We start from the raw sequence: 16415 nt of genomic DNA, 5'->3' as shown, positions 1-16415 counted from the left end.
GGGAGACGATGCCGATCACCCTCCGTGCAACGCTTCCCGCAAGTCGCCGAGCCACGCAGCATAGGGTTTCCAGGCGTCCTGACCGGACCGGTTGATCGGACGTCGCACCTGTTCAGAACTTGCAGTGCGCACGGCCCGGTCGGTCCGGTGGAAATCGAGGCAGGAGTCTTCGAAGGGCAAGCCGATGTGATCCAGCATGCGGCGGGTCTGGCCTTCCAGATCGTCGAGCACGTCTTCGTGATCCACTCTCAGCACCTTGCCCGGCAGCACTTCGTCCCAATGCTCCATGAGGCGCGTGTAGTCGCGATAGTAGCGACCGATCTCGGTCAGGCCGTAGGTAAAGTCCTGCCCCTCGGCGAAGAGCTGCTTGAAGCCGGAGAAGCAGCAATCCATCGGATCGCGCCGCGCGTCGATGATGGTCGCATTGGGGAGGATGAGATGGATCAGGCCGATATGGCGGAAATTGTTCGGCATCTTGTCGATGAAGAACGGCGCGCCCTGGCGGTGGATGCGCGTATCTTCCAGAAAAGCCGACCCGAACTGGCTCAATTGCTGGGCCGAAAGATCGCGTAGAATATCGGGATAGCGGCTCTGTCCGGCCTTCCGGCCGCGTAACCGGTGCGCCAGCGCAAGGATATTCGGCAGTTCCAGCGTGCCGTCGATCTGCGAATGGCTGGCCAGGATCTGTTCGAGCAGCGTCGAGCCTGCGCGTGGCAGGCCCACGATGAAAATCGGATCGCGCGCGGCATTGCCGGCCCCAGCCTTGTCCTGGAACAGGGCGGGCGTGCAGGCCGCTTGCTGGGCTAACAGCTCGGCGGTCATCCGGTCGGCGCTATAGCCGGTCTGCCGCCGTTTGAGCGTGTTGCCCAATTCGTAGAAGCCGAAGGAATCTTCATATTCCTTGCGATCTTCATACGCCTTGCCGAGCGCGAAGGCGAGATGAACCCGGTCCATGAAAGCAATGTCGGGCCGGTCCGCCTGGGCGCGCATGGCAGCGACTTCTGCGTCGGTGAACCGATAGGTCTTGAGATTGGCGAGCGCGTAATAGGCATCGCCATGGCCGGGCCGGGCGGCAATTGCCGCGTGATAGGAGGCGACCGCTTCGTCCTGCTGGCCGACGGTCTTCAGGGCATGTCCGCGCGAGGTGAGCGTGGCCGGGTCGCGGGGCAGGCGCTTCAGGACCTGTTCGAAAAGCTCGAAGGCCCGCTCGTAATCGCCGGTCTGCATGCTTTCGATGGCGAGGTGCGACTGGAACAGGGGATTGCCCGGATCGCGCTGATAGAGCGCTTCGGCCTCATCCCGTGCACGCGTGAATTTCTGCCGTTTGCGCAGAACGTCGATATAATCGAGCCGCACCTGAATATTGTCAGGCTCGAACGCCGCGGCGCTTTCCAGCAGGAATTCGGCATCGTCGAGAATGCCGAGCCTCAGCCCGATCTGTGCCAGCAATCGCATGCCTTCGACATGCTCCGGATGGCGGCGGAGAAAATGGCGGCAGATTTCTTCTGCGCGAAGCGGACGGCCTTCGTGCAGGTGATGCGTCACCGCGATCAGTTCGCGGGGCAGGCTGCCGATGCGCTGTTCCTGCAGGCGTGACGCCTGTGCTTCGGATGGACGTCCCGCGGCCTGGAGCAATTCGGCCTGCGCCCGCCAGCTTGCGACAAGTGCCGGATTGAACCGTACCGCGCGGCCATAGGCCTCGAGCGCCTTGCCCGTATCACCTTGGGCCCGGGCGAGGTGGCCCGCTTCCTGCCAGGCACGCCCATATTCGGGAATGGCGGCATGCAGGCGGTCGAGGTGGCGCGCCGCGTCTTCGGGCCGCTGGAGATATCTGTTCGCCACGGCTGCGATATAGAGGGCCTCGGCGTCCTCGGGGTCGCTTGCAAGAAGGCCGGTCGCGAGATCGAGCCCGCGTTCGAACTGCTGCGCCTGCAGGGCAGCTTGCGCCTGTTTGAGACCTTCTTCGCGCGAAACCACTGCGTCCCCTTCGTTGGTACATATGCAAACGGCGGAGGGGAGCATGAAGCTCCGCCCCCGCCGCTGGTCAACATGCTACTGTATCAGTAGCTGAAAGTTGCCTTTGCGCCCACGGTCAGCGGACGGTTGGTGACGATGCGTGCGCGATCGTAATAGAAATCGCCGGCGATCTGTGCCCGTTCGTCGAACAGGTTCGCGCCGTAGACTTCGAATGTCCAGCGGTCGTAGGACACGCCGGCCGAAAGATCGACGATCGTGTAGCTGTCGAGTTCGAGACGGTTGATCGAGACGATATCCGTGAACTTCGACGCCGAATGCGACACCGAAGGCTGGACGAATGCGCCGAGACTGTCGCTCAGATCCCATTCGTAGCGAACCCGCAAATTGCCCTGGAACGATGGAGCATAGGCGAGGTCCGAACCTGCCTGCACATCGTCGGTCGGCGTCAGCACTTCGGTGATTTCGGTGTCCAGGAACGACACTGCACCCGAAACGGTCAGGCCGGCCAGATCATAGGGCGCCAGCGTGAAGTCGGCTTCGAAGCCCTTGATCTCTGCATTCGCCGCATTGTCCGAGAAGAACAGGTTGGTGATGCTGGGATCGAAGATCGTGGTCTGCAGATTGCTGATATCGACATAGAACAGGCTGCCGTTGATCCGCAGCTGGCGGTCGAGCAGTTCGGTCTTCGCGCCGACTTCGTAGTTCTGCACTTCATCCGATTGCAGTTCGAACGGGACCGTGAAGCCGCCGGGGCCCTGCGCGCCGCCGGGGCGGTTGAGCAGGCCGGGACGGAAGCCTTCCGAATAGGTCGCGTAGAACAGCAGATCTTCGGTGGGCGTATAGTTCACGGTGCCCTTGAAGATGAAGCCGTCGGTCTTCGCCTTGTCGGGCGCCCGCACGGCGTTGAACACCTGCTGGGCCTGCGCAGCGCTGAGGCCGGCGGCCTGGATGTCTTCCAGCGTGTCGTTCACATCGAACGTCTGGCGCAGGTCGGCATCGCACGAACCGATGAAGGTGTACTGCCCGTCGCCGTCGTAGAGGTCCGACAGATTGGTGCCGAAGGCATTGGCATCTTCCGCCGCGCCCGCGTTACAGAACGAGCTGTTCGCCGTGCCTTCGAAGTCGACCGCGACATCGTAATAGCGCGCGCCGCCGGTGATCGACAGCACATCGGGCACGATGTCGAAGGTGGCTTCCCCGAAAATCCCGAACTGTTCGTCGGTGCGCTTCACGTCGTTGCGGAAGATCACGCCGTAGGGGAACGGTCCCGCTTCCGACTGATAGGCGCCGGGGAAGGGGAAGTTCGGGGCGAAACCGCCGAAGGGTTCGGCCAGCTCGCTGCCAGGATAGGTGTAGTCGTTGCGTTCCTTCAGCTCCAGATCGGAGTAGAAGCCGCCGGCGGTGACGCGGAAGCGGTTTTCCTCAGGCGTGCTGAAGCGCAGTTCCTGCGTGAAGACCGACAGTTCGCTGTTCGACCCAACATAGAGGTTCGGGGCCTGGCAGGTACCGCTCGGCGCTGCATCGCCGGGATAGCTGACCGACCCGTCGCAGATGTAATAGGGCAGGTACTGGCCGGCGAAGAGATAGTCCGAATAGTCGATGCGCTGTTCGGTCTCACGCTCGGTGTAGGCACCGTTGTAGATCACGTCGAGCATGCCGAGGCGGCCTTCGACGGTCCATGCGGTGTTGGAGAAATCGTCTTCCAGGCGGTCGTCTTCGAAACGCTGGATCTCGAGATCGTCGAGATCGAGTTCCGGATCGGCGAAGAACACGCCGTCGCTTTCCAGGCTCTGGCGGCTGTGCGCCAGCGTGACCTGCCAGTCGGGCGAGACTTCGTAGAGCGCGGTAGCGCGGAAGCCCGAATACTGGGTGTCGTTGAAATCTTCCTCGACCAGCCCCGCATTGTTGGCTTCGATGAACTCGACGCCCGAAAGATCGTCATCCGCCTGGAAACCGGCGCGGTTGGGGGCGACGGGCACGCCATTGTCGCGGACCGTGCCGGCGGGGCGGAAGCGTGCGCTTTCGCGGGCCGTGCGGGTGCCGGCGACATTGTCGATATAGCCGCCCTGATCGTCGAGATAGACCACGCCGCGCAGCGCCAGGCTGTCGGTGACGGGCACGTTCAGCATGGCTTCCGCCTTGTAGCTGGCTTCGCCGCCCTTGGTGAAGGAGGTGCCGACGGTCATCTTGGCATCGAAGCCCGACAGGTCCGGCTTGTTCGTGATCAGGCGCACGACGCCCGCCTGCGAGCTGGCTCCGAAGAGCGTGCCCTGCGGACCGGAGAGGACTTCGATCCGCTCCAGATCGGCGGCATAGACGTCGAGGTTACGGCCCGGCTGTGCCAGCGGCTGTTCGTCGAGATAGAGCGACACGTTCGGTGCCAGACCGGCGACGCCTGCGGTGGTCAGGTTCGGCGTGGTCGAGGCGAGGCCGCGAATGTAGATCGTGCTCTGGCCCGGGCTGCCGCCACCGGCAGTCACGGTCGGCAGTTCCTGCAGATAATCGTCGAAGGTCGAGATGTTCAGCTGGTTCAGCTGCTCTTCGCCGAGCGCCTGCACCGAAACCGGCACGTCCTGCAGATCTTCGCTGCGGCGCTGCGCCGTCACGACGATCGTTTTAACGCCGCCCGTGCGCGGCTTCTTGGCGGCGGGTTGGGCAGGCTGGGCCGTGCCGGTGGTTTGTGCCGTGCCAGCGGTCTGGGCCGTGCCAGTGGTCTGGGCCTGAACGGGCGAAGGTGCGAGAAGAGCGATAGCCAGTGCGCCAGCGGACGTACTGCTTACAAGTTTGCTAAGAATGGTTAGCCCCCATCAATCGGACATGAGGCCGCACAACCGGCTCGACGATGTCGGCCAGTGAGCGGCGGTGAGAATGTGAAGTGAGCGCGGCCTACTCAGACTAGACGCGCCGGACCACCCCACAGTCCCGTTTTTTCAAGGAAGCGAAATCTGCTGTAGCATTTTTGCAACATAGCAGATTTCGCGCCCGTCCGGAAAATAACGGCTCTAGTCCGCGCTGCTCTCGATTGCAGCGGCAGTAGTTGGCACGCCCTGGCTTTTTCGGATCAGGTCGAACCAGATTGCCTTGATGATCGAGATGCACATCAGCGCCACCACGAAGGAGAAAGGCAGTGCGCCGATGATCATTGTGATGCGGATCGCCTCGATCCCGCCTAGCACCAGCATGCTGCCCACGATCAACGCCAGCGCCGCACCCCAGAACAGGATGTGACGGCGCCTTTCGCCTTCGGTTTCCCCGGCCCCATTGATGGTGTTGATGATCAGGATCGCGCTGTCCGCCGAAGTGACGAGATAGGTCATAAGCAGCAGCACGATGAGGCCCGATACCACCATGGCGACGCCGGGATCGAGCAGCACTGCGAGCGTCGCATAAAGCTGGTCCGCCATGGGCGCGTTGACGATCGTGCCAGCCGCGCTGCCATCGAGTTCCAGAGCGATCGCCGTGCCGCCCAGCAGCGTCATCCACACGAAACACACCAGCGAAGGCACCAGCACCACGCCGAGCACATATTCGCGGATCGTGCGCCCGCGCGAAATGCGCGCGATGAACATGCCCACGAAAGGCGCAAAGGCGATCCACCACGCCCAGTAGAACACCGACCAGTCGCGCTGCCAGGTAACCAGTTCCTCTCCGACAGGACCGCTATCATTGAAGATCGTCAGCGACAGCGGGACAATGTGCGCGAGGTAATCGACCAGCCCGCTGCCCAGAAGTTCGAGCGCATAGAGACCCGACCCGACGACGGCGAACAGCAGCAGCAGCAGGAAGGAGAGGCCCAGATTGATGTTCGACAGCCATTTGATGCCCTTGCCGACACCCGACAGCGCGCTGAGCGTGGAGGCGCCGACCAGCACGGTAAGCGCCACCACGATGGCCGCGAGCGAGGATGATCCGTCCGCATCGAGCAGCCAGTCACCGAGCCCGATACGCGACAGCCCGACCACGAACTGTTCGACCCCCAGGCCCATGGTGACGGCGACGCCCAGAATGGTCGCCACCACGGCCACGACATCGAAGACATGGCCGAGCGGTCCGGACATGGTCCGTCCGAACAGCGGAGCGAGCGCCGAGCGTACCGTGAGCGGCAGGCCGCGGCGATAGGCGACATAGCCGATCGCCAGCCCCACCAGCGCGTAAGTGCCCCAGGCGGCAAAGCCCCAGTGCAGGAAAGTATAGAGATAGGCCGAATGCACCGCTTCTGCCGAACGCGCGCCGACCTCGCCGGTGATGATTTCGGGATTGTTCGAGAAATGCGCCAGCGGTTCGCCGGTCGAATAGGTGAGCATGCCGATCCCGATGCCCGCACCGAACAGCATGGAGAACCACGACAGGCGGCCAAATTCCGGGCCTTCATCGGCCGCGCCGATGCGCATGCGGCCCACCTGCGGGATGATCGCCAGCACCGCACAGGACGCCATCAGCGCCGCAACCAGATAGACATACCATCCGGTAAAGGATGCGATGATCGTGGAATTGGCGGCGGTGAGCGTTTCGTTCGCCTGAACCGGGAAGAAGATCGCCCACAGGATGATCAGCGTGACGATAATCTTGGCCGGAATGGTCACCTGCCGGCTGAAGCCATCGTAGAAACCCCGGCTGGCCGTATGGATGGGCAGATCGATCAGGGGCGGTGCGATGCCCTTCTTGCTCTCGGAAGACATTGTTTTCTCTCTATTGTGGAGATCCGCAGGTTCGACGACCAGCGGGTGGGAACCCGGCCATCATACGGGTCTTGGCCACAAGATCAAATCGCGCAGGGCAAGGAAGGCTCCCGAAAACCCTGATCCGTGAAGGATTCCGGCTGCCCAAATGCGGGCCTGCCCACGCGGGGAGGGGCGGGCAGGGATGCTGGCAGCGGCCCCGGCTATTCGTGGCGCAGCGCGTCGATCGGGTCGAGCTTGCTTGCCTGATGCGCCGGATAATAGCCGAAGATCATCCCCATGGCCGCGCTGAACAGGAAGCTGATGATGTTCACCGTGGGATCGAACAGGAAGGGCAGGTCGATCGCGCTGGCGAGCGTGATGGACAGGCCGAATGCCAGCAATATGCCGATCAGGCCGCCGAAACAGCACAGTACCACCGCCTCGGTCAGGAATTGCAGCCGCACTTCCTTGGCCAGCGCGCCAATGGCGAGGCGGATGCCGATTTCGCGCGTGCGCTCGGTCACGCTGACCAGCATGATGTTCATGATGCCGATGCCGCCGACCAGCAGGCTGATCGCGGCGATCACCGTGACCACGGCGGTCATGGTGCCGGTGACATTGTTCACCGTGTCATTGATGTCGGCCGTGTCGACGATGTTGAAATCGTTCGCTTCGCCTTCCTGGATCACGCGCCGTTCGCGCAGTAGGTCGATCAGCTGCTGCTGGATCGAGGCGCTGGTGTAGGAATCGTCATATTTCACCACGAAGAACTGGATATTGGTTCCGCCGGTGAAGCGGCGCTGCACGGTTTTCAGCGGCATCAGGACGACATCGTCGGCATCCTGGCCGCCGCCCACCGCATTCGAGCGTTCGTCGATCACCCCGACCACCAGGCACGACACATTGCCCACGCGCATGGTCTCGCCCAGCACCGCGTCCTCGACGAATATCTCGTCGACGATCTTCGGGCCGAGAATGCAGACGCTTTCGCCGCGCTCGCTTTCGCGCTGCGAAAACCCGCGCCCTTCCACTACCTCGATCGACTGGGCGGCGAAGAAGGCCGCGTCCGCGCCCTGCACGGTGGTGGACCAGTCCTGCCCGTTGTGGAACGCGACGGCGGGCGTCTGCGAGGACCCGGCGGCATTGACCACGCCGGGGATTTGCCGCTCCACTGCCGCCACGTCCATATCGTCGAACGGGGCGGGCTGGCGTTCCTCGACGCTTTCGGGAAAGACGATGAAGACGTTGGAGCCGAGCCCCGCGATATCTTCCTGCACATTGGCAGTCAGCCCGCGGCCCAGCGTGACCATGGTGATGACGGCGGCGACACCGATGATGATGCCCAGCGTCGTCAGGAAGCTGCGCAGCAGGTGCCGCCGGATTTCACGCAGCGCGAGCAGGAAGGTGGCGCCGAGCATGCGCAGTCTCATTCCGCCACCTCGCGCCGTTTGCCTTCCACCACCCGCTGCACCAGACCGTCCCGGAAATGGACGATGGTTCGGGCGAATTCGGCCATCTCTTCTTCATGCGTGACCATCAAGACGGTGATGCCGCTCCGGCTCAGGTCGCGCAACAATTCCATGATTTCAATGGAGCGTTCGGTGTCGAGATTGCCGGTCGGCTCGTCGGCCAGCAGCACGTCGGGATCGGATACCAGCGCGCGGGCGATGGCCACGCGCTGCTGCTGGCCGCCCGACAGTTCGGCCGGTGTGTGCCCGGCCCAGGGCAGCAGGCCGACCTTGTCCAGCGACCGTTCGGCAGCCTCGCGCCGCGCCTTCTTGCTTTCCCCGCGATAGAGCAGAGGCAGCTCGACATTCTCCAGCGCCGTGGTCCGCGCCAGCAGGTTGAAGCCCTGGAACACGAAGCCGAGATAGCGGCGCCGCAGCAGGCTGCGCTGGTCGCGGCTCAGCGACTGGACCTCGACATTGCGGAAACGGAAGATGCCGCTGGTCGGCGTGTCGAGACAGCCGAGGATATTCATGGTGGTCGATTTGCCCGAACCCGACGGGCCCATGATCGCCACGAAATCGCCGCGCTCGATCGACAGATCGACGCCTTTCAGCGCCTGGAACGCCGCCGGGCCGGTGCCGAAGGTCTTGGTAATGCCTTCCAGCTGGATAAGCGGTGCCTCGCTCACACCGGCCTCAGTCGGCGCCCGCGCCGATGCCGGTCACGACCTTCATGCCCGCTTTGAGCCTGTCGGAAGATACCACGGTGTAGCGGCCATCGCTCTGCCCGGTCACGACGTCGATCTTTTCCAGGTCGCCGGTGTCGGTGACGGTGTAGACCGTCTGGCGGCTGCCCACGCCGATGCTGGCTTCGCTCGTCTGGTCGAGGCCGAGTTCGGGATTGCCGAAGATGCCGCCGCCTTCTTCCTCTTCTTCCGGATCGAAGCGCAGCGCGCCGTTGGGCACCAGCAGCCGCTTGCCGGTGCTGGCGGTGGCGATGGTAGCCGTGGCGGTCATGCCCGGGCGCAGCAGCCCTTCGGGATTGTCGACGATCAGCCGCGCCTCGTAGCTCACCACCTGCTGCGGCTGCTGGGCGGCCTGCTGGGCGGGCTGAGCGATGTTGTTGGATGCCAGATCCACCCGCTCGACCCGCGCGGGGAAGCGGCGGCCGGGATAGGCATCGACGGTGAAGCGCGCGGTCTGGCCCACGTCGACCTGGCCCACGTCGGCCTCGTCGAGATTGACGCGCAGCTGCATGGTGGCGAGGTTTTCCGCCAGCACGAACAGCGTCGGCGTGTTGAAGCTGGCGGCGACCGTCTGCCCCGGCTCGACCTGCCGGGCGAGCACCACGCCCGACACGGGCGCGCGGATCACGGCGCGGTTGGACTGGGTCTGCGCGGTGGACAGCTGCGCCTGCACGGACGCGACATTGGCGCGCGAGGAGGCGACGGCGGCCTGTCCGCGGCGCACGGCAGCCACGGCCTGCTCCATCTCGGCATCGGAGGGCACGCGCCCGCCCGACAGACGCTCCACCTCGCGCAGGCGCTCGAGCTGGGCGCGGTCGGCATCCAGCGTCGCCTGCGCCTGCGCCACCTGCGCGCGGGCGGCGTTGAGATTGGCGCGGCTCTGGACGATCTGGTCCTCGATCACATCGGTGTTGATGACGGCCAGCACCTGGCCGCGGGCCACCTGGTCGTTCACGTCCACCAGCACGCGGTCGATCCGGCCCGACACTTCGGAGCCGACTTCCACCTGGTTGGTCGGGCGCAGATTGCCCGTCGCGGTGACCGCGAGATCGAGCGAGCGGTTGACCACGTCGGTGGTAATGTAATTGGGCTTGGGATCATCGCCCGCGCAGCGCGAGATGGCGAAGAGCAGCAGCAGCGCGACGATCGCGCCGGCCCAGACCCGCTTGCGCTTGTACCATTTCTTCGGCTTGCCGGTTTCGAGATAGCTCTCGATATCCTCGCCGGTGCCGGGGGTTTCGGTCTCGCTCATTGCGCTGTCCTGTCGTCCTGCCCGGCGGCGGGGCCGGGAATGGGGAGGGTGTAATCGAGGTCGCTCCAGCCGCCGCCCAGCGCCTGCGTCAGGCGGACGAAGGCGGTCGCGCGGTCGGCCTCGGCGCCGACCAGCTGGTTGCGCGCGGACAGCAGCTGGCTTTCGATCACCAGCAGCGTCTGGAAGTCGGTGAGGCCCGCTTCATACTGGTTGCGCGCGAGGAAGGCGGAATTCTGCGCCGCATCCACCGCTTCTTCGGTGATCGCCACGCGTTCGTCGGCCGAGCGCTGATCGGTGGCGGAGCTTTCGACTTCCTCCAGCGCGCGCAGGATCGCCTGTTCATAGCTGGCAAGGCTGGCGCGGGCGGCGGCGGCGGCGCTGTCCACCCGCGCGGCGGTGCGGCCGCCGTCGAAGATCAGCTGCGTCAGCCCGGCAAACAGATTGCCGGTGACGAGGTCGAAGATGTCGGCGAGCGGCGAGGCGCCCGCACCGATGCTGCCCGTGAGGCGCAGCGCCGGGAGCAGGTCCGCCCGGGCCACGCCGATGCGCGCCGCGCTGGCCACGACATCGGCCTCTGCCGCGCGCACATCGGGACGGCGGGCAAGCACTTCGGCCGGCGCGGCGAAAGCGGTGAGGATCGGCGGGCGAGGCACGGGCACCGGCTCGCTCGCCTCGAAGGCGGCCAGCACGCGGCCCGGCGGTTCGCCGATCAGGGTCGAGATCGCATTGGCGGTGGCCGCCAGATTGCTTTCGAGCAGCGGAATGGTCGCCGCGGTCTGCGCGCGCTGGGTGCGCGCCTGTTCGACATCGAGGCTGGAGACGAGCCCCGCCTGGTTGCGCCAGCGCGCCAGCTGCAGATTGTCGTCCTGGAAGGCGAGCGAGGAGCGCGCGATGGCCAGCTGCTGCGACAGGGCGCGCGCGGTGATCGCCTGGCTGGCGACCTGCCCCACGATCAGCCGCTGGATATCGGCCAGCGAATAGCCCGCCGCGGCCAGATCCGCCCGGCTGGCCGCGACATTGTTCGAGATGCGCCCGAACAGGTCCACTTCCCACGCCGCATCCGCGCCGAGGCTGAAACGCACATCGTCATCGGCCAGATCACCGACATCGCGCCGCGCCCCGGCCGATCCGTTCACGGTCGGCAGATAGCCCGCCCGTGCGCCGCGCAGGCCCGCGCGCGCCTGGTCCAGCCGGGCGATGCCGATCGCCAGATCGCGGTTTTCGGCAATCGCCTGTTCGACCAGATCGGTCAGCAGCGGATCGTCCAGCAATGTCCAGTATTGCGCCAGCTCGGGCGCGGGGGCGGTGCCGGTTTCCACCGTCGCCCATGCGGGCGGAACCGCCACCTCCGGCTGCGGCGCAGTGACCAGCGGCGTGGCGCAGGCGCCAAGGCCCACCGCCGCCGCCATCGGCAGCGCAGCGCGAGTGACCGCGCGCAATCGTCCCGTCGAATTGAACAAGTTTCCCCCACCTGATCCGTCGCCAAGGACCTTGCCGTCCCGCACAATAATTGCAAGGGCAAATGCAGGTGGTAAGTACTTATTCCAATATTAGCAGGCTTTTACTTAGAAAAGCAAAGTACGCCCCGGCCATTTTCATGCCGGTTCATTCCGGGGCGACAGGATTTCAGATCCCCTCCAGCGAAACCGGCGCGCCGCCCTGATCCGCGCTGCGATAGGCCATCTCGATCAGCCGAATGTCGCGGTAACCCATCTCGCCCGGCGTGGCATGCGGCCTGCCCGCGCGCGCGGCTTCGCTGAAGGCATCCACCTGGCCCGCGAACTGCGTATAGGGCGCGCCGGCCGGTATTTGCGTCTCGCGCCCGCCGTGTTCGTGCCACAGCGCATTTTCGTAATAGGTCGTCGCCGGGTCCATCCGCAGCGAGGATTTGGCGCCGATATAGGTTTGCTTGGAATGGTAGGGCGCATAGCAATAGGAGCTGGAGCCCGACACCACCGCGCCGCTGCGCATGGTGATGCGCCAGTCCACCCCGCCTTCCACCTCGCGGAAGCGCGCGTCATCGCGCGGATAGGCATAGACGGCCGATATGCTCATCGGCGCATCGCCTTCCAGCATCATCAGCGATGTGTTGATGCCGTAGATCCCGATGTCATACATCGAACCGCCGCCCGCCAGCTGCTTTTCCAGCCGCCAGCGATGCGGGGGCCAGTTTTCGGGGTCCGCCTGAAAACCGTGTTCGGCCCGGATATGGCGCAAGGGGCCGATGTCCTCGCCCCGGATCATCGCCAGCGCGGCCTGATTGGTGGGTTCGAAATGGACGCGGTAACCCACGCCCAGCACCTTGCCAGCCTTGCGCGCGGCGGCGATCATCGCTTCGCATTCGGCGCTGGTCGATGCCATCGGCTTTTCGCATAGCACGTGCTTGCCCGCCTCCAGCGCGCGAATGGTGTATTCCGCATGCAGCCCCACGGGCAACGCGATCTGCACGCAGTCGATATCGGGATTGTCGACGATGCTGTCGTAATCGTCATAGCTGTAGGTATGCTCGACGCCGTAGGTATCGGCCAGCCGCGCCAGCTTTTCCGGATTGCCCGATACCAGCGCGGTCAGGCGCGACCGGTTGGCATCGCCGAAGGCGGGCATCAATTGCCCCACGGCAAAACTGCCCAGCCCCACCACGGCCCAGCCCATGCGCTGCTGCGGCGGCAGGGGGAGGGTGGGATTGCCCATCAGCGGCTGGCCCTGCGCCTCCTGCGCCAGCGCGCGCCCGGCCATGGCGGCGGTCAGCGCGCCCCCGCTTGCGATCAGTAAGTCCCGGCGGTTGATTGCCATCTTTCGTCTCCCTCGATCCCCGGCGGCCATCTGCGGGCCGCCCTTTTCCTGCGGTGAGAATATCGAAATCTGCGCGAAATGATAGCGCTATCAGCGGGGACAAACGGAACCTAATCTGCAAGCAATCGCTTCGGCACTATGTCCGATACATACCAAAAGCTCGATCAATCCTTCGTCGGCGGAAGCTGGCGCAAGGCCACCGGCGATGCGATCGCCAACATCTGCCCGTGGGACGAATCCACCATCTTCGAGGTGGCCTCCACCACCGAAGGCGATGTCGATGAGGCCTGCAAGGCGGCGCAAAAGGCGCAGCGCGAATGGGGCGCCATGCCGCCCGCCGCACGCGCCGCGAAGATGCACGCCATCGCCGATATTCTGGAAGCCCGGAAAGACGAAATCGCCGGCTGGATCGTGCGCGAGGCCGGCGGCACCAAGCTGAAGGCCGCGCTCGAACTGATGCTGGTGACGCAGGTCGCCCGCTCCGAAGCCGCGACATTGCCCTATATGGTCAAGGGCGCGATCGTGCCGGAAGATATTCCCGGCAAGGAATCGCGCGCCTATCGCCAGCCCGCCGGGGTGATCGCGCTGATCAGCCCGTGGAATTTCCCGCTGCAATTGACCGCGCGCACGCTGTTCCCCGCGCTGGCGCTGGGCAATGCGGTAGTTATCAAGCCCGCCAGCGATACCATCGTGACCGGCGGCACCATCTTCGCCGCGATCTGCGAGGAAGCGGGCCTGCCCGAAGGGCTGGTCTCGGTGTTGCCGGGTTCCGGCTCCACCATCGGCGATGCGCTGATCCGCCACCCGATCCCCTCAGTCGTCAGCTTCACCGGCTCTACCCCCGTGGGCCGGGGCGTGGGCAAGGCCGCGCTGGATGGCGACCGGATCAAGCCGGTCGAACTGGAACTGGGCGGCAACAGTCCGATCGTGGTGCTGGACGATGCCGATCTCGACCGCGCGGTGGAAGCCAGCGTCTGGGGCAAGTTCATGCACCAGGGCCAGATCTGCATGATCGCCAACCGCATCATTGTAGAAGACGCGATCTACGATGACTTCGTGGAGAAATTCGTCGAGCGGGTGAAGCAATTGCCCGTCGGCGAGCGCGAAAATCCCGAATGCTTCATCGGCCCCATCGTCAACCGCGACCAGTTCGACGGCATCAGCGAAATGATCGCCAAGGCGAAGGAAGAAGGCGCCACCTGCGCGCTGGGCGGCGAGCCCGACGGGCTGGTGATCCCGCCGCATGTCTTCACCGATGTGGGCGAGGACAGCTGCCTGGTCACCAATGAAATCTTCGGCCCCGTCGCGCCAATCCAGCGCGCGCGGGATGAAGACCATGCGCTGGAACTGGCCAACGCCACCGAGATGGGCCTGTCGAGCGCGGTGTTCAGCCGCGACGAAGGCCGCGCGCTGGCCTTCGCCAAGCAGGTGCAGGCAGGCATGACGCATATCAACGATCAGACGGTGAACGACAGCCCCTTCGCCCCCTTTGGCGGCGCCAAGAATTCTGGCATCGGCCGGTTCAACGGCGAATGGGCGATCGACGCTTTCACCAGCACGCACTGGATTTCCATCCAGCACGAGCGCCGCCAATATCCGTTCAGCGCGGACGATGTATAAGGGGTCAGGACATGGGATTTCTCAAAGACGGCAAGTGGTATGACGAGTGGGATTATAATGACGAGGACAGCGGCAAGTTCGAACGCACGCCCAGTCCGTTCCGCAGCTGGATAACGCCCGACGGGTCCGCCGGGCCAACGGGCGAGGGCGGGTTCGCCGCCGAACCGGGGCGCTATCGTCTATACGTCAGCCTTGCCTGCCCGTGGGCGCACCGCGCCACCGTGGCGCGGCGGCTCAAGGGGCTGGAGGGCATGATCGAACTGGTCGTGGTTCACTGGCTGATGAAGGAAGGCGGCTGGTCTTTCCGCGACGGCGAATGCGTCACCCCCGATCCGCTGCTGGATGCCGATAATCTGCACGAGGTCTATACCGCCGCGAAACCCGATTTCAGCGGCCATGTTACCGTGCCGGTGCTGTGGGACACGAAGCAGGGCACCATCGTGAACAATGAAAGCGCGGACATCTTGCGCATGCTCGGCACTGCGTTCGACCAGGTCGGCGCGAAGGAACTGGACCTCTATCCCGCAGCGCATCGCGACGAGATCGATGCGCTGAATGAAGAGGTCTATCACGCGGTCAATAACGGCGTGTACAAGGCTGGCTTCGCCACATCGCAATCCGCCTATGACGAGGCGATCGGCCCCTTGTTCGACAAGCTGGACGAGCTGGAAGACCGCCTCGAAGGGCAGGACTGGCTGGTTGGCGGGCAGCTGACCGAAGCCGATATCCGCCTGTGGACCACGCTCATCCGCTTCGATCACGTCTATCACACGCATTTCAAATGCAACCGCCGCCAGATCGCGGACTATCCCAATCTGGCAGCGCTCACGCGGCGGCTTTACGAGCTGGACGGCGTGGCCGAGACCGTGAATTTCAAGCACATCCGGCATCACTATTACGAGAGCCACGAGCATATCAATCCGAACGGTATCGTGCCGCCGGGGCCGCGCCCCGAAGTGCCGGGCAATGAAACGGCCAGGACAGCAAAGGGAGTGGCGGCATGACTTCACGCGCGCTCAAGACGGTCCACCGCGCCAACCGCGACGACATTGCCGATCTCACCACCCGCAGGCCGCTGCCCACGGGCGGGCTGGCGCAGGTCGATCCTTTCCTGTTCCTCAATCACCACGGGCCGCAGTATTATCCGCCGAACAATAACGGCCTGCCCTTCGGCCCGCATCCGCATCGCGGGTTCGAAACGGTGACTTTCATGATCGAGGGCAGTCTGGCCCATCAGGACAGCAGCGGCGCGCAGAGCGTGGTCGCCGATGGCGGGGTGCAGTGGATGACGGCGGGATCGGGCATCGTCCATTCCGAGCTTTCGCCCGACAGTTTCAAGCGCGATGGCGGGCCGCTGGAAATCCTCCAGCTATGGGTCAACCTGCCCGCGCGGCTCAAATTCACCGACCCCGATTATATCGAGGTTCCGGCGGCCAAGATCCCCGAGGTCGAACTGGCCGAAGGGGTCACGCTGCGGCCCGTATCGGGCTTTGCCGATGCGCCGGTCACCTCGCTCACCGGGGTGGCGCTCGCCACGGTCTATTTCCAGCCGGGCACCAGCGCCACTCTGCCGGCCCCCGCCGGTCGCAGCGTGCTGTTCTACACCGTGCGCGGCTCGCTCCGGATCGGGGACCGCGAAGTGCCCGAACATCATCTCGCCCAGCTGGAAGATGGCGACAGCATCGAGGTCTTCGCCCCCGATGGCGCGGTGCTGCTCTTCGGCCATGCCGACCCCATCGGCGAACCCATGGTGGCGCATGGTCCCTTCGTGATGAACACCGAGCAGGAAATCCGCGACGCTTTCGAAGCCTATCGCCGGGGCGAATTCGCCTGATCGGTCGTCCGTAGCCGGTGTCCGGGCCTGCGGTGGCCGATCAAGAGGGTGTTCGGGCCCTATTCCGGAACAGGGCGCGGCATT

Annotated in this window: 11 protein-coding genes; 3 read left to right on the top strand and 8 right to left on the bottom strand. The window is 64.7% G+C overall.

Features of this window, described 5'->3' with window-relative positions; translation table 11 throughout:
- Positions 1-15 precede the first annotated feature (15 nt).
- The 8 genes from K3175_RS04860 to K3175_RS04825 form a co-directional block, all read right to left on the bottom strand.
- A complete protein-coding gene (locus K3175_RS04860; protein WP_345719309.1) occupies positions 16-1977 on the bottom strand; it encodes a tetratricopeptide repeat-containing sulfotransferase family protein in 1962 nt (653 codons plus the stop codon).
- 83 nt (positions 1978-2060) lie between these two features.
- The gene (locus tag K3175_RS04855; protein ID WP_221542363.1) at positions 2061-4772 is read right to left on the bottom strand and encodes a TonB-dependent receptor; all 2712 of its coding nucleotides are present in this window, start codon (positions 4770-4772) and stop codon (positions 2061-2063) included.
- A 207-nt stretch (positions 4773-4979) separates the two neighbouring features.
- Positions 4980-6656 (bottom strand): BCCT family transporter, encoded by a 1677-nt coding sequence (locus tag K3175_RS04850; protein WP_221542199.1) that lies wholly within the window; start codon positions 6654-6656, stop codon positions 4980-4982.
- Between the two features lie 203 nt (positions 6657-6859).
- Complete coding sequence (locus K3175_RS04845; RefSeq protein ID WP_221542362.1) at positions 6860-8056, bottom strand: ABC transporter permease; 1197 nt, start codon at positions 8054-8056, stop codon at positions 6860-6862.
- 8 nt (positions 8057-8064) lie between these two features.
- Entirely contained in the window at positions 8065-8775 is a 711-nt protein-coding gene (locus K3175_RS04840; RefSeq protein WP_221542198.1) for an ABC transporter ATP-binding protein, read from the bottom strand.
- 7 nt (positions 8776-8782) lie between these two features.
- Positions 8783-10084: an efflux RND transporter periplasmic adaptor subunit gene (locus tag K3175_RS04835; protein ID WP_221542197.1), complete on the bottom strand. Its 1302-nt coding sequence runs from the start codon at positions 10082-10084 to the stop codon at positions 8783-8785.
- Positions 10081-11544 (bottom strand): efflux transporter outer membrane subunit, encoded by a 1464-nt coding sequence (locus tag K3175_RS04830; protein WP_247710650.1) that lies wholly within the window; start codon positions 11542-11544, stop codon positions 10081-10083. The genes K3175_RS04835 and K3175_RS04830 overlap by 4 nt, the downstream gene beginning before the upstream one ends.
- A 166-nt stretch (positions 11545-11710) precedes the next feature.
- Entirely contained in the window at positions 11711-12877 is a 1167-nt protein-coding gene (locus K3175_RS04825; RefSeq protein WP_221542196.1) for a Gfo/Idh/MocA family protein, read from the bottom strand.
- Between the two features lie 138 nt (positions 12878-13015).
- On the opposite strand from K3175_RS04825, the gene K3175_RS04820 reads away from it, so the two are divergent.
- Genes K3175_RS04820 through K3175_RS04810 form a run of 3 tightly spaced genes read left to right on the top strand, consistent with a single transcriptional unit; the run spans position 13016 to position 16331 of the window.
- Positions 13016-14497: an aldehyde dehydrogenase family protein gene (locus tag K3175_RS04820; RefSeq protein ID WP_221542195.1), complete on the top strand. Its 1482-nt coding sequence runs from the start codon at positions 13016-13018 to the stop codon at positions 14495-14497.
- An 11-nt stretch (positions 14498-14508) separates the two neighbouring features.
- On the top strand, positions 14509-15501 hold the full coding sequence (locus tag K3175_RS04815; RefSeq protein WP_221542194.1) for a glutathione S-transferase family protein: 993 nt from the start codon (positions 14509-14511) through the stop codon (positions 15499-15501).
- On the top strand, positions 15498-16331 hold the full coding sequence (locus K3175_RS04810; protein WP_221542193.1) for a pirin family protein: 834 nt from the start codon (positions 15498-15500) through the stop codon (positions 16329-16331). The genes K3175_RS04815 and K3175_RS04810 overlap by 4 nt, the downstream gene beginning before the upstream one ends.
- Positions 16332-16415 lie beyond the last annotated feature (84 nt).

This window comes from Qipengyuania aestuarii, from assembly GCF_019711535.1.
Taxonomy (GTDB): domain Bacteria; phylum Pseudomonadota; class Alphaproteobacteria; order Sphingomonadales; family Sphingomonadaceae; genus Qipengyuania; species Qipengyuania aestuarii.
The sequence above is the reverse complement of the archived record's forward strand: the minus strand, read 5'-3'. Positions and strand labels throughout refer to the sequence as shown.

What these genes read in the sequence shown, in the direction of transcription:
- K3175_RS04850 (WP_221542199.1), bottom strand. Translation starts at nt 6,656, where the DNA reads ATGTCTTCCGAGAGCAAGAAGGGCATCGCACCGCCCCTGATCGATCTG.
- K3175_RS04845 (WP_221542362.1), bottom strand. Translation starts at nt 8,056, where the DNA reads ATGCTCGGCGCCACCTTCCTGCTCGCGCTGCGTGAAATCCGGCGGCAC.
- K3175_RS04835 (WP_221542197.1), bottom strand. Translation starts at nt 10,084, where the DNA reads ATGAGCGAGACCGAAACCCCCGGCACCGGCGAGGATATCGAGAGCTAT.
- K3175_RS04825 (WP_221542196.1), bottom strand. Translation starts at nt 12,877, where the DNA reads ATGGCAATCAACCGCCGGGACTTACTGATCGCAAGCGGGGGCGCGCTG.
- K3175_RS04820 (WP_221542195.1), top strand. Translation starts at nt 13,016, where the DNA reads ATGTCCGATACATACCAAAAGCTCGATCAATCCTTCGTCGGCGGAAGC.
- K3175_RS04815 (WP_221542194.1), top strand. Translation starts at nt 14,509, where the DNA reads ATGGGATTTCTCAAAGACGGCAAGTGGTATGACGAGTGGGATTATAAT.
- K3175_RS04810 (WP_221542193.1), top strand. Translation starts at nt 15,498, where the DNA reads ATGACTTCACGCGCGCTCAAGACGGTCCACCGCGCCAACCGCGACGAC.